This is a genomic window from Reyranella massiliensis 521, assembly GCF_000312425.1.
GTDB lineage: Bacteria > Pseudomonadota > Alphaproteobacteria > Reyranellales > Reyranellaceae > Reyranella > Reyranella massiliensis.
Genome location: NZ_HE997181.1, coordinates 3,704,648 through 3,731,580, shown reverse-complemented (window position 1 = coordinate 3,731,580; position 26,933 = coordinate 3,704,648). Strand labels below are relative to the sequence as shown.

The following is a 26,933-nucleotide window of genomic DNA, read 5'->3' as shown; positions in this document are numbered from 1 at the left end:
GGTCCTGTGCGCGAGCTACTTCTTCTTCTGAGAGAGAAAGTACTCGATCCGAGAGTTAACATACGAGAAATCGTCAACGCCGATACACTTCCGAATCTCAGCTTCCCATAGTACCGGGAGAGGAGAGCCAGCTATTGTCGTTGTTGTATGCAGGCTCAGTTCGGGTGCTGAGCTGCCGCCACTTGCAAGAGGGCGCCTCCAGATTATGCTCAACCGGTGCGGCTCGATGGGAGTGCTTAGAGCCGCCTTGCCGCCCTTGTGATAGGCTTCCTCGCGCAAACACAAAGATTTGCGCCGCATCTTTTCGTGCTTTAGCGATGCCGTTGACGTTCCAAATGCGAGTTCTACTACGACGCCTTCTGAACGGGCTCGATACATCGCATTAATCAAAGGAAACAGATTGATGGGTTGCGAAAGGATATTCTGGCCGACGATCTTCGAGAAGCAGTGGACGATCTGCGTGTGGGCAGCGACCCCGCTATCCTTGGAGGCTCCCAACGGATGATCGATCAACACAACGGCGCGTGGCGATTTCCGTGAGATCGAAATCACATCAAAAGCCTCGTATCGAACATTCTTGATGCCGACGACCTCATCGTAATTGCCAAGAATACCCTTCGCTTCGTCTGGTATTTCATCAGTTGGAACTGATTCTCTCAGCTGCATGGCGCGAACGGATGCAAACACCGCGGAAACTGCTTCGTCACTTTCTTCGACGTAGACCAGCACAGGTTCTGCTGAGGTGTCGGTCAGTTCGTCTTCTGGTAAGGTTTCGGGAAAGCGTTTCGCGAACGACGTCTGCTTAATTTTAACGTTCTGAATAATCTCAACTGCAGAGTTCTTTTTCTCGTCGAGGTCATAGATTCTAACGAGCTTTTCTCCGTAGAGGATGTGCTCTCGCAAGGCTGCCTGAAGGCCAGCGATGGTGTTGGCATCCTGATAATCACCGCTGCATAGACGTTCGACGGTCCTGTCCCAACCTTGGCCTCTCGGCAGTTGTTGTTCTTTGAGGATCCGACTTGCAACTGACCAAGGTACTCTTTGCCGTAGGCTTTGAGCCAAGCCATGCATTTCCATTTTTCCTCCCACGCAACCGCTGTCTTATTTGGTTTTTGGCAGATTGTGGCATTTGAACTGCATTTTCAACTGGCGGGCGATCTTAGGTCGCGGCTTGCAATGGACTGGTTGTATTCGGGCGCGGTCATCTGCCAGTGGCACGCACCATTGAAGGGAGCCAGGACAATCACTTCCGCTCCTGCTTCAGCTCATGAACATTCCAGCATGAAGTCTCTTCGCTGTGGCGTTCAGCGCGTAACGTCTGCCTATTCAATGGAGAGTGAGGACGATTAAGCGGCGACCAACAGTCCGCCCTTCCATGTGCGGGCCAGCAGCAGCAGCGCCACCATGCCGAGGGCGCTGACGGCTGTCATGCCGAGGAAGGCGTGCTGGCCGTATTCCGAATAGAGCAGGCCGGAGAACTGGAACACCAGTGCCTGCGTCGCGCCGGTCCCCAGCGCGTAATAGAGGCTCTGGCCGATGGCGGCGCCGTGCGGCGGCAGGGCGCGCTGCAGGAAGGCCATGGCGCCGAGATGACAGGCGGCGAAGGTGCAGGAGTGCAGAGCCTGCAGCAGGACGAGCGCCCATAGCTCGGTCGTGAAGGCCATGGCGGTCCAGCGCACCATGCCGGCGCCGAGCCCGAGCGCGATCAGGCCGCAGACGCCGAGCCGCTGCAGCAGCCAGCCGCCGAACAGCATCAGCACGATTTCGATGGCCACGCTCTCGGCCCAGAGGAGGCTGATGGTGACGTCGTCGATGCCGGCGCCGCGCCAGGTCAGCGTGCCGAAGCTGTAGAGCACGGAGTGGCTGGCCTGGCAGAGACCGCAGGCCATCAGGAAGAGAAGGAACGGTCGCTGGCGCAACAGCTCGCCGACCCGAACCGGGGCGTGGCCACGAGCCGCCACGGCCGCCTTCGGCTCGGCCGCGGGCAGCAGCAAAGCAAAGGGCGCGAGGAAGACGATGCTGGCCAGGCCGACATAGAGCACCCAGGGCGGTCCGTAGCGGTCGACGGCAATGCCGCACATGAACGTGCCGGCGATGAAGGCCACCGAGCTCCACATGCGCACGCGCGCATAGTCGAGCCCATGTTTACGGGTCTCGGTAACCAGCACGCCGTCGTAGAGCGGCATGGGCGGCGACCACAGGAAGCCCCAGATCATGGTGACGACGAAGATCGCCAGGAACGAGGTGGAGAGTTCGTAGACGCCGACCATGACGACGGTGACAAGGCCCAGGGTCACCATCACGCCGCGGGTGCCGCCCAGCCTGTGGGCGATCCAGCCGACGGAGAGCGTGGCGATGACGGCTACGATCTGGCGCGACATGAACAGCGTGCCGATCTCGGTGTCGGTGACGCCGCGGTCGCGCAGCCACACCGGCCAGTAGCTCATAAAGGCGCCGGCGGCGAAGAAGTAGGCGCCGCCATAGGCCGCGAGCCTGAGGCCCGTCAGCCATTTGGACATCAGATGGCGAACTCGCGCCGGATCGCGTCGCTGTGCTGGCCGAGCGTCGGTACCTCGCCCAGCCGGTCGGGTTCGCCGGTGTAGGAAGCGGCAAGGGCGGGAATCGAGACGTCGCCGCCGCTGGACGAGAACCCCGTGCGGCGAAGCTGCGGATGCTTGGAGAGGTCCGAGATGGTGCTGACCCTCGCCCAGGCGATCTGTGCCGCATCGAGCCGGGCGGCCAGGCCCGCGAAATCCTGCGTGCCGAAGCTCTGCTGCACGATGGCGTTGGTGGCGTCGCGCCGGGCGTTGCGCGTCTTGTTGGTGGCGTAGTCGGGATCTTTCTCGAGGCCGGGCCGGTCGAGCACGCCATGGCAGAGCCGCTCGAACTCGCGGTCGTTCTGGATCGAGATCAGCACCGGCACCTTGTCGGCCGTCTGGTAGACACCGTAGGGCGCGATGAAGGGATGCGTGAGCCCGAGCCGCGGCCATTCGTAGGCCGAATAGTCCATGGCGAGCAGCGGCACGGTCATCCACTCCGCCATCGACGAGAAGAGCGATACCGAGATGGCGCGGCCCTCGCCGGTCTTGTGGCGCGCCAGGAGCGCTTCAAGGACGGCAGCGTGCGCATACATGCCGGTGCCGATGTCGGTCGCCGAAATGCCGACCCGACCCGGTCCCTCTTCGGTCCCTGTAATCGAGGCGAGCCCGCTCTCGGCCTGGACCAGCAGGTCATAGGCGCGGCGGTCCTTGTAGGGACCGTGATCGCCATAGCCCGAGACGTCGACGGTGATCAGCTTCTTGTGCGCCGTTCGCATCGCGGCAGAACCAAAGCCCGCGCGTTCGGCCGCACCGGGCGCCAGGTTCTGGATCAGTACGTCGGCCTTGGCGATCAGCCGGTGCAGCAAGGCAAGGTCGTCCTTCTGCTTGAAGTCGAGGGTGAGAGACTGCTTGCCGCGGTTCAGCCAGACGAAGTAGCTCGACAGCCCGTGCACATAGCCGTCGTAGGCGCGCGCGAAATCGCCCTCGGGCCGTTCGATCTTGATCACCCGCGCGCCGGCATCCGCCAGGCGAGCCGAGCAATAGGGGGCAGCGACCGCCTGCTCCACGCTCACAACAAGCAGACCGTCCAGCGCTCCAGGCATTGCTCACCTTCTCTTTGTTCAGGGCCGGCAACATGCCTCAGCCGGCTCGGGTATGCCATAGTGCGTCGTTCATGGAACGAGGAGTGAGGACGAGGAAATGCCGGGACCGTTGCAGGGCGTGCGTGTGATCGATCTGACGGCCGTGTTGTTGGGGCCGTTCGCCACGCAACACCTGGCCGACATGGGCGCCGACGTGATCAAGGTCGAACCGCCGGAAGGCGACCTGCTGCGCGCCTCGGGCGGCAGCCTCGGGCGCGACACGGGCATGGGCCCGATCTACATGGCGGCCAACCGCAACAAGCGGTCGATCTGCCTCGACCTCAAGAAGCCGGCCGCCTGCGCGGTTCTGAAGGACATGGTCAAGACGGCCGACCTCTTCATTCACAACAGCCGGCCGCAGGCGATCGAGCGTCTGGGGCTGGGCTACGAGGATCTGAAGAAGATCAATCCGTCGATCATCTACGCCTACTCACTCGGCTATGCCCGCAAGGGGCCTTACGGGCACAAGCCCGCCTTCGACGATCTGGTGCAGGGCGTGAGTGGCGCGGCTTCGCTGCAAAGCAGGGTCGACGGCCTGCCCCCGCGCTTCATGCCGAGCCTGATCGCCGACAAGACGACGGGTCTTCACCTCTGCATCGCAGTCCTCGGTGCGCTCTATCACCGCCAGGCGACGGGCGAGGGACAGATGATCGAAGTGCCGATGCTCGAAACCCTGGCGTCGTTCTGGCTGACCGAGCATCTGTTCGGCGCGACCTGGAAGCCCGAACGCGGCGGCATGGGCTACGACCGCATCATCAACAAGTTCCGCCATCCGTTCCCGACCAAGAACGGCTACATCTGCGCGCTGCCGTATACCGACCAGCACTGGGTTACCTTCTTCGAGCTGGCCGGGCGGCCCGATCTCGCCAAGGAAAAGCGCTTCATCGACCGCATGGAACGCGCCAAGCACTTCAGCGAACTTTACCAGATACTCGACTCCCTCCTGAAGGATCGCACGACCGAGGAGTGGCTGGAGATGTTCGACAAGGCGGACATTCCCGCCATGCCGGTGCGCACGCTGGAGGAGCTGCTGGAAGACCCGCATCTGAAGGCGACGGGCTTCTTCACGGAACGTGAACATCCGACGGAAGGCCCGATCACCACCTTTGCGAGCCCGCTCGACTTCGAGAAGACCAAGGTTGAGTTCCGTCGCCATGCGCCTCGGATCGGTGGCGATGGCGTCGAGGTGTTGCGCGAGGCCGGCCTGAGCGATGCCGACATCGAAAAGCTCAAGGCCGACAAGGCGCTGATCGTCCCGTAGCGCCGGCAGCTGGCGTCAGGTCGAGATGATCACCTCCCTTGTAAAGCGGCTGATAGCGCTGACGCCCTATCGGATATCGCGTCGGCGCGAGAACCGCTTCGACGCGACTCATAGCTGTCTCCCGCATCTGCGCGAGCTGGGCTATGCGCCGCGCCTGATCATCGATGGAGGTGCTCACCTCGGCGCGTTTGCCGAGGCGGCACATGCCGCCTTTCCCGGAGCCGAAATTCACCTCATCGAGCCGCAGCCGGCCTGTCGCGCGCCGCTCGAAGCGTTGGCACGCCAGCGTGGTTGGTTTCTGCATGCCTGCGCGCTGAGCGATCACACGGGCACGGTTCGCATGGCCTGCGACGTGAAGCCAAATACGGGGGCTTATGTCACGACGGCGGGGGAAGCGACGGTAGACGTCCCCGCCGCTACGATCGATTCGCTGCTCGGCGCACGTCTCAGTCCCGAACATCACGCCCTGCTCAAGCTCGACCTGCAGGGGCATGAGTTGCGGGCATTGCGCGGTGCAGAGACGTCGCTGTCCAAGATCGACGTCGCGTTGATAGAGGTCTCGTTCTTCCAGCCGGGCGCGCCGACGATTCCGGAGATCGTCGGTTTCTTCGACGAGAAGGGCTTTGACCTTTTCGATATCGTCGGGTTGGCAGGGCGCACGCGCGATGGCCGTTTGCGGCAGGGCGATTTCGTCTTCGTGCGGCGCGGCAGCTTGCTGTCGGCCGACAATTCTTGGGTCTAGGAGCAGCCTTTGTGGCAGGCACAGCGCAGGAAATGGGGCGGCAGGTGTTGAGCGTTGAGATTTGCCCGTGCTGTTGACGCTCGGAAAATCCACGTAAAGATGTTCCGCTTCGCGGCGGAATCAGCCGCTATCCGGTTGCGTTTTGCTTGTCCGGACGGGGCTCGCCGCTAAACTCCGGCCAAATCAAATTCCGCCCCGGGAGGGCCAGATGGACCTCGCTTTCACGCCTGAAGAACAGAAATTTGCCGACGAAGTTCGTGCCTTTGTCCGAGCCAATCTGCCGGCCGACGTGCGCGACAAGGTGAAGAACGGCAAGCACCTGATCCGCGACGACTACATGCGCTGGCAGCAGGCGCTCGGGAAGAAGGGCTGGCTGGTCTATACGTGGCCGAAGAAGCATGGCGGGCCCGGCTTCACGCCGGCCCAGCGCTATATCTTCGAGAACATCTGCGCCGAGGAGTACGCGCCGGGCATCATCCCGTTCGGCACCAAGATGGTCGGTCCGGTGATCTACACCTTCGGCAGCGAAGAGCAGAAGGCGAAGTACCTGCCGGCGATCCGCGAAAGCACCGTGTGGTGGTGTCAGGGTTACTCCGAGCCCGGCTCGGGCTCCGACCTCGCGAGCCTGCGCACCAAGGCGGAGAAGAACGGCGACCATTACATCGTGAACGGGTCGAAGACCTGGAACACGATGGGCCACTGGGCCGACTGGATCTTCTGTCTCGTCCGCACCGATCCCAAGTCCAAGCCGCAGGAAGGTATCTCCTTCCTGCTGATCGACATGAAGACGCCGGGCATCACCGTGAAGCCCATCATCATGGCCGACGGCGGTCACGAGGTGAACGAAGTCTTCTTCGACAATGTGAAGGTTCCGGTCGAGAACCTGGTGGGCAAGGAGAACGAGGGCTGGACCTGCGCCAAGTTCCTGTTGGCTAACGAGCGGCTGGGCATTGCCGCCGTGCCGCAGTCCAAGCGCGGCGTCGAGGCGCTGAAGGACATTGCCCGCGCCGAACAGGAAGGCGGCAAGCCGCTGATCGAGAACCAGAGCTTCGCCGAGAAGATCGCCGATCTCGAGATCCAGGTGACGGCGCTGGAGTTCACCGAGCTGCGCGTGCTGTCGCAGATGGCGCACGGCGGGCAGCCCGGCCCCGAAGTGTCGGGCCTCAAGATTCGCGGTTCGGAGATCCAGCAGCGAATCACGGAGCTCACCATGGAAGCGGTCGGCGAATATGCTGCGCCGTATCTTCCGGGCCTGCTGTGGCAGGGCACGAACGAGGAGCCGGTCGGGCCGAGCTATGCCCATCTCGCGGCGCCGCGTTACTTCAACACCCGCAAGACCACGATCTACGGCGGCAGTAACGAGATTCAGAAAGGGATCATCAGCAAAATGGTATTGGGGCTGTAATGGATCTGGCACTCAAGCCCGAGCACAAGGCGTTCGCCGACGAAGTCCGCGCTTTTGCGCGCGCGAACCTTTCCCCGGCGACGCGCGAGAAGACCTTCTCCGGCAAGCACTACAGCCGCGACGACCATATGGTCTGGCAGCAGGCGCTGGGGAAGAAGGGCTGGCTCGCCTACACGTGGCCGAAGAAGTATGGCGGCCCGGGCTGGGACGTGACGCAGCGCTTCCTGTTTGAGAACGTGCTGGCCGAGGAAGGGGCGCCGCGCATCCTGCCGTTCGGACCGAAGATGGTCGGGCCCGTGATCTATACCTTCGGCACCGAGGAGCAGAAGGAACGCTTCCTGCCGGGCATCCGTTCGTCCGAAGTGTCGTGGTGCCAGGGCTACTCCGAGCCGGGCGCCGGTTCCGACCTCGCCAACCTGCGCACGCGGGCGGTGCGCGAGGGCGACCATTACATCGTGAATGGCCAGAAGACCTGGACGTCGTTCGCCCATTGGGGCGACTGGATCTTCTGCCTGGTGCGCACCAATCCGGACGCCAAGCCGCAGGAGGGCATCTCCTTCCTGCTGATCGACATGAAGACGCCGGGCGTCACGGTGCGGCCGATCATCATGACCGACGGCGCCCACCACGTGAACGACGTGTTCCTCGACAACGTGAAGGTTCCCGTCGAGAACTTGATCGGCAAGGAGAACGAAGGCTGGACCTGCGCCAAGTTCCTGCTGGCGAACGAGCGGCTCGGCATTGCCGAGGTGCCGGCGTCCAAGCGCGGCGTCTCGGTGCTGCGTCAGATCGCCCGCAGTGAGCCGCAGGACGGCGGTACGCTGGCCGACGATCCGGCGTTCACGGCGCAGATCGCGGATATTGACCTGCAGGTGCAGGCGCTGGAAATGAGCGAGCTGCGCGTACTCTCGACGATGGCCCAGGGCGGCGCGCCCGGCCCCGAGGTCTCGACGCTGAAGGTTCGCGGTTCGGAAATCCAGCAGCGCATCGCCGAGCTCACGATGGAAGCGGTGGGCGAGTATGCCCAGCCTTACCAGCCGGGCATGTTGTTCCAGGACACGAACGAAACGCCGATCGGCCCCGATCATGCGCCGCCCGCGGCCCCGCGCTATTTCAACATGCGCAAGACCAGCATCTACGGTGGCAGTACCGAGATTCAGAAGAACATCGTGTCGAAGATGGTCCTCGGGCTATAAGTCCGAGGAAGAATTCCGGAGGAGCTAAAATGGACCTGTCCCTTTCCGACGAACAGAAGCAGTTGAAGGACGCCGCGGAGCGCTTCGTTCGTGACAAGTACACGTTCGAGAATCGGCGCAAGATCGCGGCTACCGAGCGCGGCTGGCTGCCGGAAAACTGGGCGCAGTTCGCCGAGCTGGGTTGGCTCGGCATGTCGTTCTCCGAGGAGGACGGCGGATACGGCGGCGGCCCGATCGAGACCATGATCGTGATGGAGGAGTTCGGGAAGGGCCTCGTGCTCGAACCGTTCCTGCCGACGGTGGTCCTGGGCGGCGGCATGATCGCCAGCGCCGGATCGAAGGCCCAGAAGGAAGCGCTGCTGGCGCCGATGATTGAGGGCAAGAAACAGTTCGCCTTCGCTTGGCTGGAGCGCCAGTCGCGCTACAACCTGACCGACGTGTCGTTGAAGGCGACCAAGGAAGGTTCCGGCTGGTCTCTCTCGGGCCACAAGGGCGTCGTCTATAATGCGCCGTCGGCCGACCATATCATCGTGCTCGCCCGTACCGCGGGCTCGGCGCGCGAGCCGAAGGGCCTGACGCTCTTCGTCGTCGACGCGAAGGCCAAGGGCATCAGCCGCCGCGACTATCCCACCCAGGATGCGCTGCGTGCCTCCGAACTCACCTTCGACAAGGTCTCGGTCGGCGCCGACGCCGTGCTGGGCAAGGTCGACGAGGCGTTCCCGGTCGTCGAAGGGGCGGTCGATCGCGCCATCGTCGCGCTCTGCGCCGAGGCGACGGGCTGCATGGACGCCATCAACGCGGCCACGCTGGAATACATTAAGACCCGCAAGCAGTTCGGCGTGCCGATCGGCAAGTTCCAGGTCCTGCAGCATCGCATGGTCGATTGCTTCACCAACGCCCAGGAAGCGCGCTCGATGACGCTGATGGCGTCGCTCAAGATCGACGACAAGGATCCGACGGTCCGTGCCAAGGCGGCATCTGGCGCCAAGGTGCAGATCGGCAAGTCGGGCAAGTTCTGCGGCCAGAGCGCGGTGCAGATGCACGGCGGCATGGGCGTCACCGACGAGCTCTCGGTCAGCCACTATTTCAAGCGCCTGACCATGATCGACCTGATGTTCGGCAACCAGCAGCATCACCTGACCCGCTACAGCAACCTCGCCATGGCGGCGTGATCAAAGACTGCGCCGGAGGCGCGCCAGAAGGCTGGCGCGCCTCCAGCAATCCATGAGTGCCATCGTTGACATCATCGTGCCGGTCTTCGGCATGGTGCTGGTCGGCTGGTTGATCGGCCGCAGCAGCCTCCTCAGTCCCGAGGGCTTGCGCGGGTTCACCGCCGTCACGTTCTACGCCCTGTTTCCGGCGTTGCTTTTCCGATCCATGGCGAAGGTGCGGATCGAGACGCTCGAGCCCGCGATCCTGGCTGCCTTCTTCGGCGGTGTGTTGCTGCTTTATGCGGCGATGCTGCTGCTCGGCCGGCTGCAGGGACTGAGCCTCGGCGACCGTGCCATGTTCGCGCTGTCGGGCACTTTCTCGAACGGCGTCGGTATCGGCATCCCCTTCATCACCTACGCCTTCGGCGAGAAGGGGCTTGTGCCTCTGCTGATGATCATCAGCGTGCACTCGCTGATCCTGCTCACTTTCTCCTGTTTCCTCATGGAAATGGATGGGCACCCGGGCGAGTCGCGAGGACACCTGGCCGCGCGCCTCGGCAGGGCGGCCTTTTCCATGGTCAAGCACCCGGTCATCCCGGTGATCTTCGCCGGCCTGATCTGGGGCGAGATCACGACCCATACGGGCCTTGCCACGCCGGCCGTCGTCGACCGCATCCTGGCCGCGCTTGCGGCGGCGGCGCCGCCTTGCGGCCTCATCATGGTCGGCGCGTCGCTCGCGCATGTCGGGCTGAAAGGCCATTGGCAGCCGGCCGCCGTCGCGGCGGCGCTCAAGCTCGCCGTCCTGCCGCTGCTGGTCTGGTTGATCGGGCGCTATGTCTTTCCGCTCGATCCGCTCTGGTTGATGGTGGCGACGTTGAATGCCGCTCTGCCGGCCGGAGCCAACGTCTATCTGATCGCCCAGATGTACAATGTCGGCGTTGGCCGGGCGACCAACGCCGTCGTTATTTCCACGGCAGCCAGCGTGTTCACGCTGTCGATCGCGTTGCTGCTGCTCGGGGTGCAGACGCGCTAGGGGAACTCCCTGCTCTTGCCTACTTGAGCTTGAGCGACATTTCGGCGATGCCGGTCGCGAGGTTGTAGCCCGCATCCTTCACGATGCCCGAGGCGACCATGCCGATCTCGGCGTTGGGGCCGCCAAAGATCCAGTTGCCGCCGGCCTGGCCGCCGGCCGCGACGGTGCCCTGCTCGCCGACATAGGTGCCGCTCAACTGGTTCGCCTTCCGGTCGGATCCCAGCGAGTAGACACGCCACACGGTGTGCACGGCCTTGGTGTAGCCGATGTCGATGCCGACCTTGTTGATCGTGCCGCTGTATTCGGCCGACTGGCCGTTCCTGTCGAGGAAGACGCATTCCATGGTCTTGCTCGAGGCCAGGACGTAGCCCGTGCCGCCGGCCACGTTGCAGCTGAGCGCGCCGATGTAGATCCGGGAGTTGGCGTTGGTTGTGTTGAGTTGCTGGGGGGACGACTGCTGCATGCAGGCGCCGGCGGTCAATGCGAGAGTCACCGCCGTGGCGGCTGTTACGAGTCTGTTCATGAGGTCTCCTTACGGCCGGGACTATGGCACAGAACCCCGCTGCAATGCTGCTCGCATCGGCGCTAGTCGATGGGGATATACAACCGGGCTTCAGGAGTTGGCGGAAAGTCCCACCCGCCGAAGGGGTGTCGGCCTCTCGGGACCTAACGGAAGGCCGATGCCAGGAGCACCAGCCCCGCCACGGCCATGACGATATCGAGCAGGCGCTGGAAGACCCTGGTGCTCAGCCGTTCGACGACCATGCGGGCGATGTAGGTGCCGGCCATGACGGACGATCCCGAGATCAGGCCCTTGATCAGGATGTCCGTGGGCAGTGCGCCGAAGTGCTGGAAGGTGGCGGCCTTGCTGATGTAGAGCGCCAGCGATCCCGCGGCTTCCGTCGCGATGAACGCGCCCTTCACCAGCCCGTGCGCGGCGAAGGCCGGAACGCTAAGTGGTCCGGTCGAGACGACGATGCCGGTGAGGAAGCCGATGACGGCGCCCGCCAGGGCCATGCCTCCATATCCCAGGACCATGTTGCGGGCGGCGAGCCAGTGGCGGCCCGGAACCATCGCAAGGAAGAAGAAGCCCAGGGCCAGGTCGACGGTCTGTTCCGGCAGCACCAGCAGAGTGCGGGCGCCAAGTGCGGCGGCCGGAATGCCGCCCAGCGCATAGGCGGCGCAGGCACGCCAATCGATCTCGCGCCACCAGGCGGTGATCTTGGCGAAGTTCGACATCAACGCCACGACCGTCATGATCGGCACGGCCTCGCGCGGCCCGAAGGCGAACACCAGAACCGGCAGCAGGATGACCGTCGCGCCGGTGCCGACGATACCGCTGACGATCCCTGCGATCAGTCCGACCGCAAGGACGAGGGCATAGGTCAGCATGCCGGCGGCATGCTCCCGGCCGCGATCAGTACCCGATGTTCGGCCTCAGCCATTTCTGCGCCTGTTCGATCGTGACACCGCGGCGCTTGGCATAGTCCTCGACCTGGTCGGCACCGATACGGGCGACGCCGAAATACTGTGCCTCGGGATGGGCAAAGTAATAGCCAGAGACCGCCGAGATCGGGATCATGGCGAAGCTCTCGGTCAGGGTCATACCGGCATTCTGACCCGCATTCAGTAGACGGAAGAGCTCGGGCTTCTGGCTGTGGTCGGGGCAGGCGGGATAGCCTGGCGCCGGCCGGATGCCGCGGTACTTCTCGCGTACCAGGTCGTCGTTGCTGAGGGCTTCGTCGGGCGCGTAGCCCCACAGCGTCTTGCGCACGCGCTCGTGCAGACGCTCCGCGAAGGCTTCGGCGAGACGATCGGCCAGCGCCTTCAGCAGGATGTCGGAATAGTCGTCGTGGTCGGCCCGGAAGCGGGCGAGGTGTTCTTCGATCCCATGGCCCGCCGTGACGGCAAAGCCACCGATCCAGTCGGCTTCAGGCGAGATGAAATCGGCAAGGCACATGTTGGCGCGGCCCGACCGCTTCTCGATCTGCTGACGCAGGAAGTAGAGACGCGACAGCTCCTTGGTCCGGCTTTCGTCGGTGTAGAGCACGACATCGTCGCCGTCCCGGCGGCACGGCCAGAAGGTGACGACACCCTTGGCGGTCAGCCATTTCTCGCGAACGATGCGGTCCAGCATCTTGCGGGCGTCGGCATAGAGCTTCTTGGCGCTTTCGCCCACCACCTTGTCTTCGAGGATCGACGGATAGGTGCCGGCCAGCTCCCAGGCGCGGAAGAACGGTGTCCAGTCGATGCGTTCGATCAGCTCGTGCAATGGGTACTCGGCGAAGACACGCGTGCCGGTGATCGCAGGCTTGGGCGGCGTGTAGGCCGACCAGTCGATCTGGTAGCTGTTGGCGCGCGCCGCTTCGAGCGTCGCCACCTTGTCCTTCTGCTTGTCGCCGCGTTCCACGCGAATCGCTTCGTATTCGGCGGCGACCTTCTGGGCGAACTCATTTGCCTGGTCGCCCGATTCGGAAACCAGCGCCTGGCAGACGCCGACTGCACGCGAGGCGTCGAGCACATGCACCGTCGTGCCCTCGTAACGCGGCGCGATACGCAGTGCCGTATGGACCTTCGACGTCGTGGCGCCACCGATCAGCAGCGGCACCTTGAAGCCTTGACGGGTCATTTCCTCGGCCACGGTCACCATCTCGTCGAGCGACGGCGTGATCAGGCCGGAGAGTCCGATCATGTCGGCCTTGTTGTCGTTGGCCGACTTCAGGATTTCCTGGAACGGCACCATGACGCCGAGGTCGATGACCTCGAAGTTGTTGCACTGGAGGACCACGCCCACGATGTTCTTGCCGATGTCGTGGACGTCGCCCTTGACCGTCGCCATGACGATCTTGCCCTTGGAGCGAGCGCCCTCGGACTTCTCCGCCTCGATATAGGGCAGGAGATGCGCCACGGCCTTCTTCATCACGCGGGCGCTCTTCACGACCTGCGGCAGGAACATCTTGCCGGCCCCGAAGAGGTCGCCGACGACATTCATGCCGGCCATCAGCGGGCCTTCGATTACCTCGATCGGCCGCGCGATCTGCAGACGCGCCTCCTCCGTGTCCGCGACGACGAACTGGTCCATGCCCTTGACCAGTGCATGCTCCAGTCGCTTCTCGACCGGCCAGCTACGCCATTCCGCGTCCTGCGTCTCGACGACCTCGCCGGTGCCCTTGTACTTGGGCGCCAGCTCGAGAAGCCGCTCGGTCGCATTGGGATTGCGGTTGAGAATCACGTCCTCACAAGCATCGCGCAGTTCCTGTGGGATCTGGTCGTAGACCTCCAACTGGCCGGCGTTGACGATACCCATGTCCATGCCTGCCTGGATGGCATAGTAGAGGAACACGGAGTGCATCGCCTTGCGCACCGGCTCGTTGCCGCGGAAGGCGAAGGAGAGGTTGGAGACGCCGCCGGAGATCTTGGCGGCCGGGCAGCGCTTCTTGATCTCGCGCGTGGCCTCGATGAAGTCGACGCCGTAATTGTTGTGTTCCTCGATGCCGGTGGCGACCGCGAAGATATTGGGGTCGAAGATGATGTCCTCGGCCGGGAAGCCGACCTGGTTCACCAGGATGTCGTAGGCGCGGGCGCAGATCTCGACCTTGCGCTCCTTGGTGTCGGCCTGGCCCTTCTCGTCGAACGCCATGACGACGACCGCGGCGCCGTAGCGGCGCACCTTGCGGGCCTGGGCGATGAAGGGTTCGATGCCTTCCTTCATGGAGATCGAGTTCACGATCGGCTTGCCGGCGACGCACTTCAGGCCGGCCTCGATCACGCTCCACTTGGAGCTGTCGATCATGATCGGCACCTTGGCGATATCGGGCTCCGAAGCGATCAGCTTCAGGTAGGTGTCCATCGCCTTCTCGGCATCGAGCAGGCCTTCGTCCATGTTGACGTCGATAATCTGCGCGCCGCTTTCGACCTGCTGGCGGGCGACCTCGACGGCCGCGTTGTAGTCGCCTTCCAGGATCAGCTTCTTGAACTTGGCCGATCCGGTGACGTTGGTGCGCTCACCAATGTTGATGAAGGTCGCGCGCGGCCCAACCGGGGCCTCGATATCGTTGTCTCGGGTGTTATCTTGGGACATCAGAAGAAACTCGCTGCTTCCATTCCGGAGAGACGTAGCGCCGGCGGCAACACTTGCCATGTGCGCGGCTTCACGCCTTTGACCGCCTCGGCGATCGCCTTGATGTGACCGGGCGTCGTGCCGCAGCAGCCGCCGACCACGTTCAGCCAGCCGTTCTCGGCCCAGCCGCGAACCAGCTTGCCGGTCATCTCCGGCGGTTCGTCGTAGGCGCCCAGCTCGTTGGGCAGGCCGGCATTGGGGTAGACGCAGAGCATGCTGTCGACCTGCGGGTTCAGCGCCTGCACATAGGGGTGGAGTTCGGTGGCGCCGAAGCTGCAGTTCAGGCCCATGGTGATCGGCTTGGCATGCCGCACCGAGTGCCAGAAGGCCTCGACCGTCTGGCCCGAGAGGTTGCGGCCCGCAAGGTCGGTCAGGGTCATGGAGACCATGACCGGCAGCACTTCGCCGCGCGCTTCGCCGGCTTCGTCGGCCGCCACGAGGGCCGCCTTGGCGTTCAGCGTGTCGAATACGGTCTCGACCAGGATGAAATCGACGCCGCCGTCGAGCAGGCCGTCGATCTGCTCGCGGTACATGTTCTTCACCTCGTCGAAGGTCACGGCGCGATAGCCGGGGTCGTTGACGTTGGGCGAGACGGAGAGAGTCTTGTTGGTCGGGCCGAGGGCGCCCGCGACGAAGCGCGGCTTTGCCGGATCGCGAGCGGTCGCGGCATCGGCGCAGGCGCGCGTCAGCCTGGCGGCTGCAAGATTGATCTCGCGCGCCATGCCGCTGATGCCGTAGTCCGACAGGCTGATCGAATTGGCATTGAAGGTGTTGGTCGCCACGATATCGGCGCCGGCATCGAGATAGGCGTTGCAGATCTCGGAGATGACGTCCGGACGCGTCAGGTTCAGAAGGTCGTTGTTGCCCTTCTGGTCGTGGTTGCCGAGCTTATCCTTGAACTGGGGGCCGCCGCGATAGCCTGCCTCGTCCAGACGATAGCTCTGGATCATCGAGCCATAGGGCCCATCCTTGATCAGAATGCGTTCGCTGCCGATCTCGCGCAGCTGTTCGGCTTTCTCTGCCCGTGTCATCGCGGACGTACTCCCAGCAGATGGCAGATCGCAAAGGTGAGATCCGCACGGTTCAACGTGTAGAAATGGAACTGCTCGACGCCTTCGCCCTGCAAGCGGCGGCAGAGATCGCCCGCCACCGTGGCGGCGATCATGCGGCGCGTCTCGAGATCGTCTTCGAGCCCATCGAACAGGTTGGCGAGCCAGGCCGGCACCTTCGAGCCGCAGAGGCCCGCCATCTTGGTGATGCCCTGAAAGTTCGTGACCGGCATGATGCCCGGCACGATCGGCACATGGATGCCGGCCGCCGCGGCGTTGTCGCGGAAGCGCAGGAAGTCGTCGGCCTCGAAGAAGAACTGAGTGATGCACCGATCGGCGCCGGCATCGACCTTGCGCTTCAGGTTCTCAAGGTCGGCCTTGGCGTCGGCCGAATCCGGATGCTTTTCGGGATAGCCCGCGACGCTGATCTGGAACGGTCCGATCTTCTTCAGGCCCGTGACCAGAGCGGCGGCGTTTTCATAGCCGCCCGGATGGACGCTGTACTTGCCGCCCATGCCGCCCGGCGGATCGCCGCGCAGCGCCACGATGTGGCGGATGCCGGCATCCCAATAGGCACGGGCGACATCGTCGATCTCGCCCTGGGTCGCGGCGACGCAAGTGAGATGGGCGGCGGCATCGATGCCGGTTTCGGACTTCAGGCGGGCAACGGTTTCATGCGTGCGCTGACGCGTCGATCCGCCCGCACCGTAGGTTACCGAGAAGAAGGCGGGGTGAAGCGGCGTCAGCCGGCTCACCGTCTCCCAGAGCGTGCGCTCCGCCGCCTCGGTCCGGGGCGGAGAGAATTCGAAGGAGACTGCCAGACGCTGCGGTGCCCGCGCAGGAAATTCGGCAACATTGGCGCTCGTGCTGAGCGGACCCGTGTCGGGGCTCATCGGGAAACTCCATGGGCAGGAAGAATGGCGGGCTGTGCGGCGGTGCGGGCCGGCAACTCGCGCTCGCCGCGCCAGATGCCGGTCATCAAGCGCCGGCCGGGGAAGTGGATCGGCTCCAGCGGGTTGAGGCCGGCGCTGCGCAGCCAGCCCTGTACCTGGTTGTCGGCAAAGCCGAGATGGACATGGGCATGCTCGCGCTTCAACTCGACGAGGTCGTGCGGCGAGAAATCGACCACCAGCACCGTCCCGCCCGGACGCACGACGCGCGCGGCCTCGGAAAGGGCAGCGGCAGGATCGTCGGCATAGTGCAGCACGTGGTGAATGGTCACGACATCGAAGCTGTCGGCCTCGAAGGGCAGGGCATACATGTCGCCCTGGCGGATGTCGGCATTGTCGATGCCGGCGCGCGCGAGGTTGGCGCGGGCCAGCGCCAGCATTTCGCGCGACTGGTCGACGCCAACGGCCTGTTCGACCTTGGGCGCCAGCACTTCGAGCAACCGGCCGGTGCCGGTGCCGATATCGAGGAGGCGGCGGGCGCTGAGCGGCAGGTGATGGGCGAGGGCGCGCTCGATCTCCCGGTCCGCGACATGCAGGGCACGCAGCTCGTCCCAGCGCTGGGCGTTATCGCGGAAGAAGCGCACGGCAGCGGTCTGGCGGCGCTGCTGCAGCGCATCGAGACGGGCGCGGTCGGCGGCAATTCGGGGGTGCTTCGGATCGAGGCGGCGGACGAACTCATGGACCAGGGCGGCGTCCTCGCCACTCGGCGCCAGCCGGAAGCGCGTGAACTGGGCTTCCCGGAAACGCTCCAGCAGGCCGGCTTCGACCAGGAGCTTCAGGTGGCGAGAGACACGCGGCTGGCTCTGCCCCAACACATGCACATAGTCGCTGACCGTCAGATCCTCGCGGGCCGCCAACGCCAGAATGCGCAGCCGCGTGTCCTCGGCGGCTGCACGCAGCAGGGCAAGCAAATGGTCCATAGAATGAAGAATATAAGCATATCTTTATGTGTGCAACATCAAAAAGCATTGATTGTATCGGGGTGGAAACTGTGGCGCGGGCGTCACGATACAACTGTGTCTTTTGGGGGGCCTTCAAAGCGTAGCGAGCGTGTGCAACACTGTTTAACAGTGCGCTCCCTGGGCCGCCCGCTTCCGAGGGCCGGTGCCTCGGGGCTAACGGAATGAATTCTGGGTTGTGTGTATGATCGACGGTGTGAGGAGAGCCATGGCCGCAAGCATCCGCCGATCGGTTGTTGCGTTTGCGCTGTGCGGCGGTCTCGTCGGGGGCTGTGCGAGCGGCGATACTGGCGCAACCGAGGTCTGGGACCCGATAGAAACACCCAATCGCTTCATCTTCTCCATCAATCGCGCCGTCGACATCATTGCGTTGCGGCCGCTTGCAGTGATGTATCGCGATCTCGTGCCAGAGCGGGCGCAGACGTCGGTCCGCAATGCACTCGACAATCTCGGCGAGCCGGTTACCGCCATCAACGAGGTTTTCCAGGGCGATCCGAGCCGTGCTGCGACCACCGTGGCGCGCTTCCTGGTGAACTCGACGATCGGTCTGGCCGGTCTCTTCGATGTCGCCAGCAGCTTCGGCCTGGAGCGTACCAAGGAAGATGCCGGCAAGACGATCGGCATGTGGGCCGGCGTGGAACCCGAGAATGGCGGCTTCTATCTCGTGCTGCCGGTCGTTGGCCCGTCCAACGCACGTGACGGAACCGGCATGATGATGGACTACCTCGTCGATCCGTTCCGTATCCTCACGTTCAATCTTGCTGGCAACAACTGGGATGCCTGGCAGGCGGCGCGCTATGGCGCCAACGTCGTCGACTATCGCTCGCGCACGATCTTTGCGCTGGATGATCTTGAAAGGAACAGTCTCGATTACTACGCGGCCCTTCGTTCGGCCTACACTCAGAATCGCGCAGATGCGATCCGCCAGAAGCGCGAGAAGACCGATACCAAGAGCGAATTGGAGCGCCGCGAAAATCTGTCGCTGGTCAAATAACGGGCCGGTCGGACGCTGGTGCGCTGAAGCCGCGCCTGGGCTAAGACTTCTTCCCCCCTCATTCCTTCCATGGAGCGAACGGTGCCACTGCTCGCCTGTCGTCGTGACGTCCTTCGCCTTGCCGCCGCTGCCGTCGTTGCCGGCGTGGCTTGGCCTGCCCTCGCAGCCGACCCCGTGCAGCTCGTGCAGGGCACGGCCCAGCAAGTGATCGACATTGTGAAGACCAAGACTGGCGCCGCTCGGCAAGCGGCGATCCTGCAAGTGCTGCAGACCAAGTTCGATCTGCCGGCCATGGGCCGTTTTGCACTCGGCACGCACTGGAACCAGGCCACCGAGGATCAGCGCGCGCGCTTCCTCAAGGCTGTCGCCACCGCCGAAGCCCGTGCCTACAGCGAGCGCTTTGGCCAGTATGGCGGGCAGACCTTGACGATCGGCAAGGTGACGCCGCGCGCCAATGGCGTGTCGATCGTTGACAGCCGGCTGAGCCAGACCAGTGGCCAGCCGATCAAGCTCGAATGGGAAGTCCGCAACGACCGGATCACCGACGTGAAGGTCGAGGGCGTCAGCATGGTCATGACTAGACGTTCGGATTTCAATTCCTACATCCAGAACCACGGCGGCAAGGTGGATGCCCTGGTTCAGGAGCTGGAAGCCCGGGCCGCCCGCTGATCCCCGGAGAGGTGGGGTCGAATTTGCGTCTGTAGTGTGTTCGACGTAGTCTTTCCGCAGGGGGGCGTAATCGATCGCTTTGCAGACCATCGGGACGGTCGCGAAGCGAAGGAGAGCGCCATGGACAGCGCAGTTGCCAAGAATGCGGCCGTCAATCCGACGGAGCTGAGGACGGTCGATCCGGTCTGGGGACGGATCCGCGAGGCCGCCGCGGCGGTTGCCGCCGCAGAGCCGGTTCTGGCCGGTACGCTCCACGCCACGATTTTGAGCCAGCCCAAGTTCGAGAATGCGCTGAGCTATCATCTGGCCCGGCTCACGGGCACGACCGAGGTGCCGGCAGCGCTGATCCGCCAGACTTTCGACGAGGCGTTAACGGCCGATCAGGGCATCGGGCTCGCCGCGCGCGCCGACATCATGGCCGTCGCCGAGCGTGACCCCGCCTGCACGTCCCATCTCGATCCGCTGCTCTGGTTCAAGGGTTACCATGCCCTGCAGACCTATCGGGTAGCGCATTGGCTCTGGGGGCAGGGCCGCCAGGCGCTTGCGCACTATCTTCAGAGTCGCGCCAGTGCGCTCTTCGCACTCGACATCCATCCCGGCGCCGTGATCGGCAAGGGCATTTTCATCGATCACGGTACCGGCGTGGTGATCGGCGAGACCGCCGTCGTGGAGGATGGCGTCTCCATGCTGCATGGCGTGACTTTGGGCGGTACGGGCAAGGAGCGCGGCGACCGCCACCCCAAGGTCCGCCGCGGCGTGTTGCTGGGCGCCGGTGCCAAGGTGCTGGGTAATATCGAGATCGGCGCCTGCGCCAAGATCGCGGCAGGCAGCGTCGTGCTCGATCCCGTGCCGGCCGGCTGCACGGCGGCCGGCGTGCCCGCGCGCATCATCGGTTGCGTCGACGTGCCGGAGCCGGCGCTGGAGATGGACCAGCGGATCTGATCCGACTTGGGGAGCAAGGTGGCGCATAGCTTCGCGGGCCTCGCGCTCCATCTCTGGACAATCGATACCACGCCGCTCGAAGCGGCTCTCCGGGCCGCCAAGGCCGCGGGCTTCGATGCCGTCGAGCTGCGCCGGGTCGACTTCAAGCGCTGCCACGATCGCGGCCTGCCGACTGACGCCGTCCTCGCGCTGGTGCGGGACAGCGGCCTGAAGGTCAGTGCCGTCGGCGCGGAGTATGGCTGGACCTTCGCCGCAACGGACGAGCGCGAGCGTCTGTTCGCGTCCCTGGAGGAAGCCTGCGAAAACGCGGTCGCCCTTGGTTGTGCGACCGTGATGAGCGGCATTGGCCCTGGGACTGCGCCGTTCGACGAAGGCGTGGCGAATGTCCGACGCGCCGGCGAGATCGCGGCGCGCCACGGCCTTCGGCTGGCGCTCGAATATCAGTTCCAGCACCCGATCGTGCGCAACCTCGACATCCTGCGGGATCTCATCGCACGCGCCGGCCAGTCGAGCGTGGGATTGCTGCTCGATGCCTATCATCTGCAACGTGGCGGTCGGCCTGGACGGGGCTTCGACGAGGTGCCGGGTTCGGAGATCTTCTACGTGCAGTTCAGCGACGTTCCCGATGCGCCGCCCAATGGCGTGCCGCCGACTGATCGATTGCCGCCCGGTAAAGGTATCGTGCGCTGGAGTGACCTCTTCCAGTCACTCGCAGCCAAGGGTTACGGCGGCTATCTGAGCTACGAAGCGCCCAATCCTGCACATTGGGCGCGCGATGCAGCCGACGTAGCGGGCGAGGGCGTCGAGGCCACTCGCCATGCTCTTGGGAGAGCCTTCGTCTAGCTGCGCACCAGCGGCTTGTACTTGATGCGGTGCGGCTGGTCGGCATCCGTGCCGAAGCGGCGGTGCCTGTCGGCCTCGTAGTCCTGGTAGTTGCCCTCGAACCACTCGACATGGCTGTCGCCTTCGAAGGCCAGCATGTGGGTGGCGATACGATCCAGGAACCAGCGATCATGGGAGATGATGACGGCGCAGCCGGCATAGTCGACCAGCGCCTCTTCGAGCGCGCGCAGGGTATCGACGTCGAGATCGTTGGTCGGTTCGTCGAGCAGCAGCACGTTGGCGCCTGACTTCAGCATCTTGGCGAGGTTGACGCGGTTGCGTTCGCCGCCCGAGAGCTGGCCCACCTTCTTCTGCTGGTCCGCGCCCTTGAAGTTGAACGAGCCGCAATAGGCGCGGCTGGAAATCTCGCGGTTGCCCAGCTTGATGATGTCGAGGCCGCCCGAGAGTTCCTCCCACACCGTCTTGTTGGGATCGAGCGTCTCGCGGCTCTGGTCGACATAGCCCAGCTTCACCGTCGGGCCGACCGAGAAGGTGCCGCTGTCGGGCTTGTCCTGGCCGGTGATCATCTTGAACAACGTGGTCTTGCCCGCGCCGTTGGGGCCGATCACGCCCACGATGCCACCCGGCGGCAGGTTGAAGGAGAGGTTGTCGATCAGCAGCCGGTCGCCGAAGCCCTTGGAGATGCCTTCGGCCGTGATGACGTGATCGCCGAGCCGCGGGCCAGCCGGAATGACGATCTGCGCCGTGTCGAGCGTCGCCTTCTGCTCCTCCTCGACCATCTGGTTATAGGCCGCGATACGCGCCTTGCTCTTGGAGCGCCGCGCCGACGGGCTGGTGCCCATCCATTCCAGCTCGCGCTGCATGGTGCGGCGGCGGGCGTCGGCGGTCTTTTCTTCCAGCTCGAGGCGCTTGTCCTTCTGCTTCAGCCAGGAGGAGTAGTTGCCTTCCCAGGGAATGCCACTGCCGCGGTCCAGTTCGAGGATCCAGCCGGCGACATTGTCGAGGAAGTAGCGGTCGTGGGTCACGGCCACGACGGTGCCGGGGAACTCCGCAAGATGGCGCTCCAGCCAGGCCACCGACTCGGCGTCGAGATGGTTGGTCGGCTCGTCGAGCAGCAGCATGTCGGGCTTGGAGAGCAGCAGGCGGCACAGGGCGACGCGGCGGCGCTCGCCGCCCGACAGCTTGTCGACGGCGGCGTCCGACGGCGGGCAGCGCAGCGCGTCCATGGCGATCTCGACGGTGCGGCCGAGGTCCCAGCCATTGCCGGCGTCGATCTTCTCCTGCAGGTCGGCCTGCTCGGCGATCAGCTTGTCCATGTCGGCGTCGGGGTCGGAGAAGGCGTTCGACACCTCCTCGAAGCGCGCCAGCATCCTGGCCATGTCGCCGGCGCCGTCCATGACGTTGCCCAGCACGTCCTTGTTGGGGTCGAGCTGCGGCTCCTGCTCGAGGAAGCCGATCTTGACGCCTTCGGCAGCCCAGGCCTCGCCGGTGAAATTGTCGTCCTGGCCGGCCATGATCCGCAGCAGGCTCGACTTGCCCGAGCCATTAAGACCCAGCACGCCGATCTTGGCGCCGGGCAGGAATGACAGCCAGATATCCTTCAACACCTGCTTGCCGCCCGGATAGGTCTTGTTCAGACCCTTCATGACGTAGATGTACTGATACGCAGCCATTGGGGCGCTCCTGACGGACAAACGGGACGGACAGGGAAGGCGAGCCTTGTAGCGGCCCGGCAGTTTCTGTTCAATGATACCGGGGGAAACGCGCACGCATGCTGGCAGAACCGACCGTTCTGGCCCTGTCCTTGGCCTATCTCGGCCTGCTGTTCGCCGTGGCCTATTTCGGCGATCGGTATGCGCGCGACTGGTCGGCAAGCTCGGTCGCCCCCGCCGTCTACGGGCTGTCGCTGGCGATCTACTGCACTTCCTGGACTTTCTACGGCGCGGTCGGTCGGGCGGCGACCTCGGGCATCGACTTCATCCTGATCTATACCGGCCCGGCCTTGGTCGTGACCCTGGGCTATCCGCTGCTGCGCAAGATGGTGCGCCTGGCCAAGCAGCACAATGTGACCTCTATTGCCGACTTTCTGGCCTCGCGCTACGGCAAGAGCCGGGCCGTCGGCGTCACCGCCACGCTGTTCGCCACGATCGGCGTGCTGCCCTACATCGCGCTGCAGCTCCAGGCGGTCTCCTCTTCGTTCCGCACGATTGCGGCGTCTGAATCCTGGGTCGACGGGCAACCCGGCGGCGTGGTCCATACCGATACGTCGTTGATCGTGGCGGCGTTGATGGCGCTGTTCACCATCCTGTTCGGCGTCCGCAACGTGCAGGCCTCCGAGCAGCACCGCGGCATGATGGTGGCCATCGCGTTCGAATCGGTGGTGAAGCTGCTGGCGCTGCTGACGGTCGGGCCGTTCGTGCTGTGGTTCCTGTTCGACGGTGCAGCCGACATGATGAGCCGGCTTGCCGAGCAGCCGGCGCTGGCGGAGCAGGTCACGCGCGAGGGCTCGCCGCTCACCTGGATCGTGACCTCGATCCTCTCCGCCATGGCCTTCCTCTGCCTGCCGCGGCAGTTCCATGTCGCCGTCGTCGAGCACGGGCATCCGGCGAGCCTGCGCACGGCCCGCTGGCTGTTTCCGGTCTATCTCGTCCTGATCAATCTCTTCGTCGTGCCGATTGCGGCGGGCGGCCTGCTGCTGCTCGGGCCGCAGATCAGTCCCGACCTCTATGTGCTGAAGCTTCCGCTCGTTCATGGCGAAAGCTGGCTTTCGGCGTTCGTCTTTATCGGCGGCCTGTCGGCGGCGACCTCGATGGTCATCGTGGCCTGCATGGCGCTCTCGGGCATGATCGGCAACGAGCTGGTCATGCCTTACCTGCTGAGGCGGCGGGCCGGCGAGGCGCGGGAGATGGGGCCGCTCGTCGTCTTTGTGCGCCGCGCCGCGGTCGTGCTGATCCTGATGGCGGGCTACGCCTACGAGCGCATCATCTCAGGCTACCTGCCGCTCGCCTCGATCGGGCTGATTTCCTTCTGCGCCGTCGCCAACTTTGCACCCGGTCTGATCCTCGGCCTCTACTGGCGGCGGGCACATCGCTTCGGCGTGGTTGCAGGCCTGGCCGGAGGCTTCGTCGTCTGGCTCTACGCGCTTCTGCTGCCAACGCTCAAGCAGGAGACGGGCCGTGGTCTCGAAGTGCCGCTCAAGACCTATCTGCCGCCCTTCCTCGCCGACCTCGATCCGGTGAGTCAGGGCTTCATCGTCGGCATCCTGGTCAATACGGCCTTGCTGGTCGTGGTATCGCTGCTGGCCCGTCCGATTGCCCGCGACCGCGTCCAGGCGGATGCCTTCGTCCTGGGCGCGGACATCGTGGGCGAGCCCGAAGCGCCGGCGCTGCGGACGCCGGCCGATGCGGCGCGCATCGAAGAGCTGCGCCAGCTTCTAGCGAGGTTCGTCGGTGTCGAGCGTGCGGCCCGCGCGCTCGCCGGCGAACAACTGTCGATCGAGGCGGCACTGACCCGTACGGAGCGCGTGTTGTCGGGAACGTTGGGTGCCGCATCGGCGCGCGTCATCGTTGCGGCGTTCAGCCGACGCGGCCGGCTGTTGCCGCGCAGCGCCCGCGCCATCATCGACGAGGCGTCGGAGGCGATCCGGTACAACTACGAAATCCTGCGCAACACGCTCGACCATGTCGGCATGGGCATTGCCGCCTTCGATCGCGAAGGTCGGCTCGAAATCTACAATGACCGCTTCACCGCGCTCCTGTCGCTCGACGACGATGCGGTTGCCGTCGGCGCCGCCCCGCGAGAGTTCGGCGCGACCGCCGAGGTCGTAGCGCTGCTCAGTCGCCCGGAGACGCCGCAGACGCATGAGATCGTCACGCGCGAGGGCCGCGTGATCGAGCTTCGGCTCGATCCGCTCCCCGGCGACGGCTTCGTCGCCACCTGCAACGACGTGACGGCGCGTGTGCGTACCGCCGAGGCCCTGCGCGACAGCGACCGGCAACTTCGCCAATCCAAGGAGACGCTCGAACAGCGCGTCATCGAACGCACCGCCGAACTGGAGGCCAGCCGCGCCGAAGCCGAGGCCGCAAACCTCGGCAAGACGCGCTTCATCGCCGCCGCCAGCCACGACCTGTTGCAACCCCTGCACGCCGCACGCCTGTTCACGGCGGCGCTGATCGATCGCGCGCCGGAGAACGACCTCAGCGGCAAGATCGATGCGAGCCTGGGCGCCGTCGAATCGCTGCTCGATGCGCTTCTCGACATCTCCAAGCTCGATGCCGGTGCCTTCAAGCCGGAAAGACGCGCCTTCGCTTTGCAGCCGCTGTTTGAATCGCTCGCAACTGCCTTTGCGCCGTTGGCTGCCCGTCACGGTGTCGAATTGGTGGTGGTGCCAACTCGTGCCTTCGTCGATACCGATCCGGCTTTTCTGCGCCGTATCTTGCAGAACTTCCTGTCCAATGCGCTGCGCTACGGTCAGGTCGAAGGCCGGCCGGCACGCGTGCTGTTGGGCTGCCGCCGCGTTGGCGAGGAGCTACGCATCGAAGTGCGCGACAACGGGCCGGGTATCGATCCCGACAAGCAGACGATCATCTTCGACGAATTCGTGCGCCTTCATCCCGAGGACGACGAGCCGCGGGAGGAGCGGGGCCTGGGTTTGGGCCTCGCCATCGTCGACCGTATTGCCCGCATGCTCGGCCTGTCGGTCAGGCTGGCATCCGCTCCGGGAGAGGGCTCGACCTTCTCCATCACCGTACCGCGCGTCGCCGCCGTCGTGGCCGCGCCCTTGCCGCCGCCGGTACCTCAACCGGCCCTCTCGATCGAACGCGAGAGCTTCGTCCTCTGCCTCGACAACGAGGCGAGCGTGCGCGAGGCCATGGCCATGCTTCTCGGCGGCTGGGGCTGTCGCGTCGTGACGGCGGCGACGCAGGCCGAAGCGCTGGCGGCGGTGGCGAAAGCCGGGCGGTTGCCGGATCTGGTGCTGGCCGATCTTCATCTCGACGAGGGACCGGATGGGCTTGAGGTCGTCGAAGCGATGCGGGCCGCCTGGGGCCGGATGGTACCGGCGGCACTGGTGACGGCCGACCGCGAACCCACCCTGCGTCTGCGCGCGCGGCTGCGACAGGTCGAGCTGCTGCACAAGCCGGTGAAGCCGGCATCGCTCCGGGCGCTGCTGCGGCTGCGCAGATCGGCTGCCGGTCGTCTTACGGCTTGAGCGTCTCGGCGGCGGTTGGAAGCGCGAGGCCTCTCGCCTCGATGACCGCCTGGGTGCGCGAACGCACCCCCAGTTTGCGCAGGATCACCGTCACATGCGCCTTCACCGTGGCCTCGCCAACGCTCAGCTTGTAGGCGATCACCTTGTTCTGGTCGCCCTGGACCATAAGTGCCAGCACGCGCCATTGCTGGGGGGTGAGCTGCGCGGCGCGCTGGGCAAAGGTATCGCCCGCCACGGCCTCGGGTGGCGTGAAGATCTCGCCATCGAGGACAGCGCGCACGATGCCGGCGATCTCCTCGAGCGAGGCTGATTTGTCGATGTACGCCGAAGCGCCGAGTTCATAGGCACGCCGCACCACCGCTGCCTCGCGCTGTGCTGATACCACGACGATCGGCACGGTCGGATGTTCCGAGCGCAAGCGGGCAAGGCCGGTAAGGCCGTCCATTCCGGGCATGTCGAGGTCGAGCAGCACGGCGTCGGTGTCCGGTTCCTTGTTCAAGGCAACCTGCACCTGGCCGAGCGTGCCTGCCCTGCTGAAATGCGCACCGGTAAAGGACTGAGCAAGGGCGGAAACCAGCGCATCGCGGACCATTGGATGGTCATCGGCGATCAGGAAGGACAGCGTTTCCTCAACCATTGGTTTCTACTTTGTGCGCTGCCGCATTCATGCTGCGTCGCACTATTTTGGCGGGCCTTGGACCTTGGTCGAATTGCAGCACACAACCACT

20 protein-coding genes and 1 pseudogene are annotated in these 26,933 nt (G+C 64.6%); 11 read left to right on the top strand and 10 right to left on the bottom strand.

The genetic code is table 11. From position 1 onward, the window contains the following. Window positions 1-15 precede the first annotated feature (15 nt). The 3 genes from BN60_RS18135 to BN60_RS18120 all read right to left on the bottom strand — a co-directional run bounded on the left by BN60_RS18135 (window position 16) and on the right by BN60_RS18120 (window position 3,643). Entirely contained in the window at window positions 16-1,077 is a 1,062-nt protein-coding gene (locus tag BN60_RS18135) for a hypothetical protein (RefSeq protein WP_043284068.1), read from the bottom strand. 269 nt (window positions 1,078-1,346) lie between these two features. Continuing rightward, window positions 1,347-2,519 carry an MFS transporter gene (locus BN60_RS18130; RefSeq protein WP_020697539.1) on the bottom strand — a complete coding sequence of 391 codons (1,173 nt, stop codon included), beginning with the start codon at window positions 2,517-2,519 and terminating at the stop codon, window positions 1,347-1,349. Continuing rightward, window positions 2,519-3,643, bottom strand: a complete 1,125-nt coding sequence (locus BN60_RS18120; protein WP_020697538.1) for a CaiB/BaiF CoA transferase family protein — start codon at window positions 3,641-3,643, stop codon at window positions 2,519-2,521. The genes BN60_RS18130 and BN60_RS18120 overlap by 1 nt, the downstream gene beginning before the upstream one ends. Window positions 3,644-3,740: 97 nt before the next feature. On the opposite strand from BN60_RS18120, the gene BN60_RS18115 reads away from it, so the two are divergent. The 6 genes from BN60_RS18115 to BN60_RS18090 all read left to right on the top strand — a co-directional run bounded on the left by BN60_RS18115 (window position 3,741) and on the right by BN60_RS18090 (window position 10,470). Further along, window positions 3,741-4,943, top strand: a complete 1,203-nt coding sequence (locus tag BN60_RS18115; RefSeq protein ID WP_020697537.1) for a CaiB/BaiF CoA transferase family protein — start codon at window positions 3,741-3,743, stop codon at window positions 4,941-4,943. 25 nt (window positions 4,944-4,968) lie between these two features. Continuing rightward, on the top strand, window positions 4,969-5,685 hold the full coding sequence (locus tag BN60_RS18110) for an FkbM family methyltransferase (RefSeq protein WP_020697536.1): 717 nt from the start codon (window positions 4,969-4,971) through the stop codon (window positions 5,683-5,685). A gap of 208 nt (window positions 5,686-5,893) precedes the next feature. Then, window positions 5,894-7,090, top strand: a complete 1,197-nt coding sequence (locus BN60_RS18105) for an acyl-CoA dehydrogenase family protein (protein ID WP_020697535.1) — start codon at window positions 5,894-5,896, stop codon at window positions 7,088-7,090. Beyond that, entirely contained in the window at window positions 7,090-8,286 is a 1,197-nt protein-coding gene (locus tag BN60_RS18100) for an acyl-CoA dehydrogenase family protein (RefSeq protein WP_020697534.1), read from the top strand. Before BN60_RS18105 ends, BN60_RS18100 begins: the two co-directional genes overlap by 1 nt. Window positions 8,287-8,315: 29 nt before the next feature. Beyond that, window positions 8,316-9,458, top strand: coding sequence for an acyl-CoA dehydrogenase family protein (locus BN60_RS18095; RefSeq protein ID WP_020697533.1), 1,143 nt, complete (start codon window positions 8,316-8,318; stop codon window positions 9,456-9,458). A gap of 52 nt (window positions 9,459-9,510) precedes the next feature. Further along, entirely contained in the window at window positions 9,511-10,470 is a 960-nt protein-coding gene (locus BN60_RS18090; protein WP_020697532.1) for an AEC family transporter, read from the top strand. A gap of 19 nt (window positions 10,471-10,489) precedes the next feature. Here BN60_RS18090 and BN60_RS29120 read toward each other — a convergent pair whose 3' ends face one another. The 5 genes and pseudogenes from BN60_RS29120 to BN60_RS18060 all read right to left on the bottom strand — a co-directional run bounded on the left by BN60_RS29120 (window position 10,490) and on the right by BN60_RS18060 (window position 17,509). Then, a complete protein-coding gene (locus tag BN60_RS29120; RefSeq protein WP_020697531.1) occupies window positions 10,490-10,993 on the bottom strand; it encodes a DUF992 domain-containing protein in 504 nt (167 codons plus the stop codon). Between the two features lie 143 nt (window positions 10,994-11,136). After that, window positions 11,137-11,859, bottom strand: a complete 723-nt coding sequence (locus BN60_RS18080; RefSeq protein WP_043286093.1) for a sulfite exporter TauE/SafE family protein — start codon at window positions 11,857-11,859, stop codon at window positions 11,137-11,139. A gap of 28 nt (window positions 11,860-11,887) precedes the next feature. Next, window positions 11,888-15,621, bottom strand: a pseudogene (gene metH / locus BN60_RS18075) (methionine synthase). Then, entirely contained in the window at window positions 15,618-16,532 is a 915-nt protein-coding gene (gene metF / locus BN60_RS18065; RefSeq protein WP_020697527.1) for a methylenetetrahydrofolate reductase [NAD(P)H], read from the bottom strand. The pseudogene metH and the gene metF overlap by 4 nt, the downstream one beginning before the upstream one ends. Beyond that, window positions 16,529-17,509, bottom strand: coding sequence for an ArsR/SmtB family transcription factor (locus BN60_RS18060; protein WP_020697526.1), 981 nt, complete (start codon window positions 17,507-17,509; stop codon window positions 16,529-16,531). Before BN60_RS18060 ends, metF begins: the two co-directional genes overlap by 4 nt. 247 nt (window positions 17,510-17,756) lie before the next feature. On the opposite strand from BN60_RS18060, the gene BN60_RS18055 reads away from it, so the two are divergent. From BN60_RS18055 to BN60_RS18040, 4 genes are all read left to right on the top strand, one after another. Beyond that, window positions 17,757-18,542: an MlaA family lipoprotein gene (locus BN60_RS18055; RefSeq protein ID WP_020697525.1), complete on the top strand. Its 786-nt coding sequence runs from the start codon at window positions 17,757-17,759 to the stop codon at window positions 18,540-18,542. Between the two features lie 81 nt (window positions 18,543-18,623). Continuing rightward, window positions 18,624-19,211, top strand: a complete 588-nt coding sequence (locus BN60_RS18050) for an MlaC/ttg2D family ABC transporter substrate-binding protein (RefSeq protein WP_020697524.1) — start codon at window positions 18,624-18,626, stop codon at window positions 19,209-19,211. A 120-nt stretch (window positions 19,212-19,331) separates the two neighbouring features. Further along, complete coding sequence (gene cysE, locus BN60_RS18045) at window positions 19,332-20,153, top strand: serine O-acetyltransferase (RefSeq protein ID WP_043286079.1); 822 nt, start codon at window positions 19,332-19,334, stop codon at window positions 20,151-20,153. Window positions 20,154-20,171: 18 nt separating this feature from the next. Next, complete coding sequence (locus BN60_RS18040; RefSeq protein WP_043284062.1) at window positions 20,172-20,996, top strand: sugar phosphate isomerase/epimerase family protein; 825 nt, start codon at window positions 20,172-20,174, stop codon at window positions 20,994-20,996. Here BN60_RS18040 and ettA read toward each other — a convergent pair. Beyond that, window positions 20,993-22,669, bottom strand: a complete 1,677-nt coding sequence (gene ettA, locus BN60_RS18035; RefSeq protein WP_020697521.1) for an energy-dependent translational throttle protein EttA — start codon at window positions 22,667-22,669, stop codon at window positions 20,993-20,995. The genes BN60_RS18040 and ettA overlap by 4 nt on opposite strands. A 98-nt stretch (window positions 22,670-22,767) precedes the next feature. Between ettA and BN60_RS18030 the strand changes: the two genes are divergently transcribed. Beyond that, on the top strand, window positions 22,768-26,205 hold the full coding sequence (locus BN60_RS18030; protein WP_020697520.1) for a NahK/ErcS family hybrid sensor histidine kinase/response regulator: 3,438 nt from the start codon (window positions 22,768-22,770) through the stop codon (window positions 26,203-26,205). Here the strand turns inward: BN60_RS18030 and BN60_RS18025 are convergent. After that, a complete protein-coding gene (locus tag BN60_RS18025) occupies window positions 26,195-26,842 on the bottom strand; it encodes a response regulator (protein ID WP_020697519.1) in 648 nt (215 codons plus the stop codon). The genes BN60_RS18030 and BN60_RS18025 overlap by 11 nt on opposite strands. Window positions 26,843-26,933 lie beyond the last annotated feature (91 nt).

Bases quoted from the DNA above. Each gene is read 5' to 3' on its own strand.
- BN60_RS18055 (WP_020697525.1), top strand. From the start codon at position 17,757: ATGGCCGCAAGCATCCGCCGATCGGTTGTTGCGTTTGCGCTGTGCGGC.
- BN60_RS18025 (WP_020697519.1), bottom strand. From the start codon at position 26,842: ATGGTTGAGGAAACGCTGTCCTTCCTGATCGCCGATGACCATCCAATG.
- BN60_RS18090 (WP_020697532.1), top strand. From the start codon at position 9,511: ATGAGTGCCATCGTTGACATCATCGTGCCGGTCTTCGGCATGGTGCTG.
- metF (WP_020697527.1), bottom strand. From the start codon at position 16,532: ATGAGCCCCGACACGGGTCCGCTCAGCACGAGCGCCAATGTTGCCGAA.
- ettA (WP_020697521.1), bottom strand. From the start codon at position 22,669: ATGGCTGCGTATCAGTACATCTACGTCATGAAGGGTCTGAACAAGACC.
- BN60_RS18030 (WP_020697520.1), top strand. From the start codon at position 22,768: ATGCTGGCAGAACCGACCGTTCTGGCCCTGTCCTTGGCCTATCTCGGC.
- BN60_RS18110 (WP_020697536.1), top strand. From the start codon at position 4,969: ATGATCACCTCCCTTGTAAAGCGGCTGATAGCGCTGACGCCCTATCGG.
- BN60_RS18115 (WP_020697537.1), top strand. From the start codon at position 3,741: ATGCCGGGACCGTTGCAGGGCGTGCGTGTGATCGATCTGACGGCCGTG.
- BN60_RS18105 (WP_020697535.1), top strand. From the start codon at position 5,894: ATGGACCTCGCTTTCACGCCTGAAGAACAGAAATTTGCCGACGAAGTT.
- BN60_RS18100 (WP_020697534.1), top strand. From the start codon at position 7,090: ATGGATCTGGCACTCAAGCCCGAGCACAAGGCGTTCGCCGACGAAGTC.
- cysE (WP_043286079.1), top strand. From the start codon at position 19,332: ATGGACAGCGCAGTTGCCAAGAATGCGGCCGTCAATCCGACGGAGCTG.
- BN60_RS18135 (WP_043284068.1), bottom strand. From the start codon at position 1,077: ATGGAAATGCATGGCTTGGCTCAAAGCCTACGGCAAAGAGTACCTTGG.
- BN60_RS18095 (WP_020697533.1), top strand. From the start codon at position 8,316: ATGGACCTGTCCCTTTCCGACGAACAGAAGCAGTTGAAGGACGCCGCG.
- BN60_RS18060 (WP_020697526.1), bottom strand. From the start codon at position 17,509: ATGGACCATTTGCTTGCCCTGCTGCGTGCAGCCGCCGAGGACACGCGG.
- BN60_RS29120 (WP_020697531.1), bottom strand. From the start codon at position 10,993: ATGAACAGACTCGTAACAGCCGCCACGGCGGTGACTCTCGCATTGACC.
- BN60_RS18120 (WP_020697538.1), bottom strand. From the start codon at position 3,643: ATGCCTGGAGCGCTGGACGGTCTGCTTGTTGTGAGCGTGGAGCAGGCG.
- BN60_RS18130 (WP_020697539.1), bottom strand. From the start codon at position 2,519: ATGTCCAAATGGCTGACGGGCCTCAGGCTCGCGGCCTATGGCGGCGCC.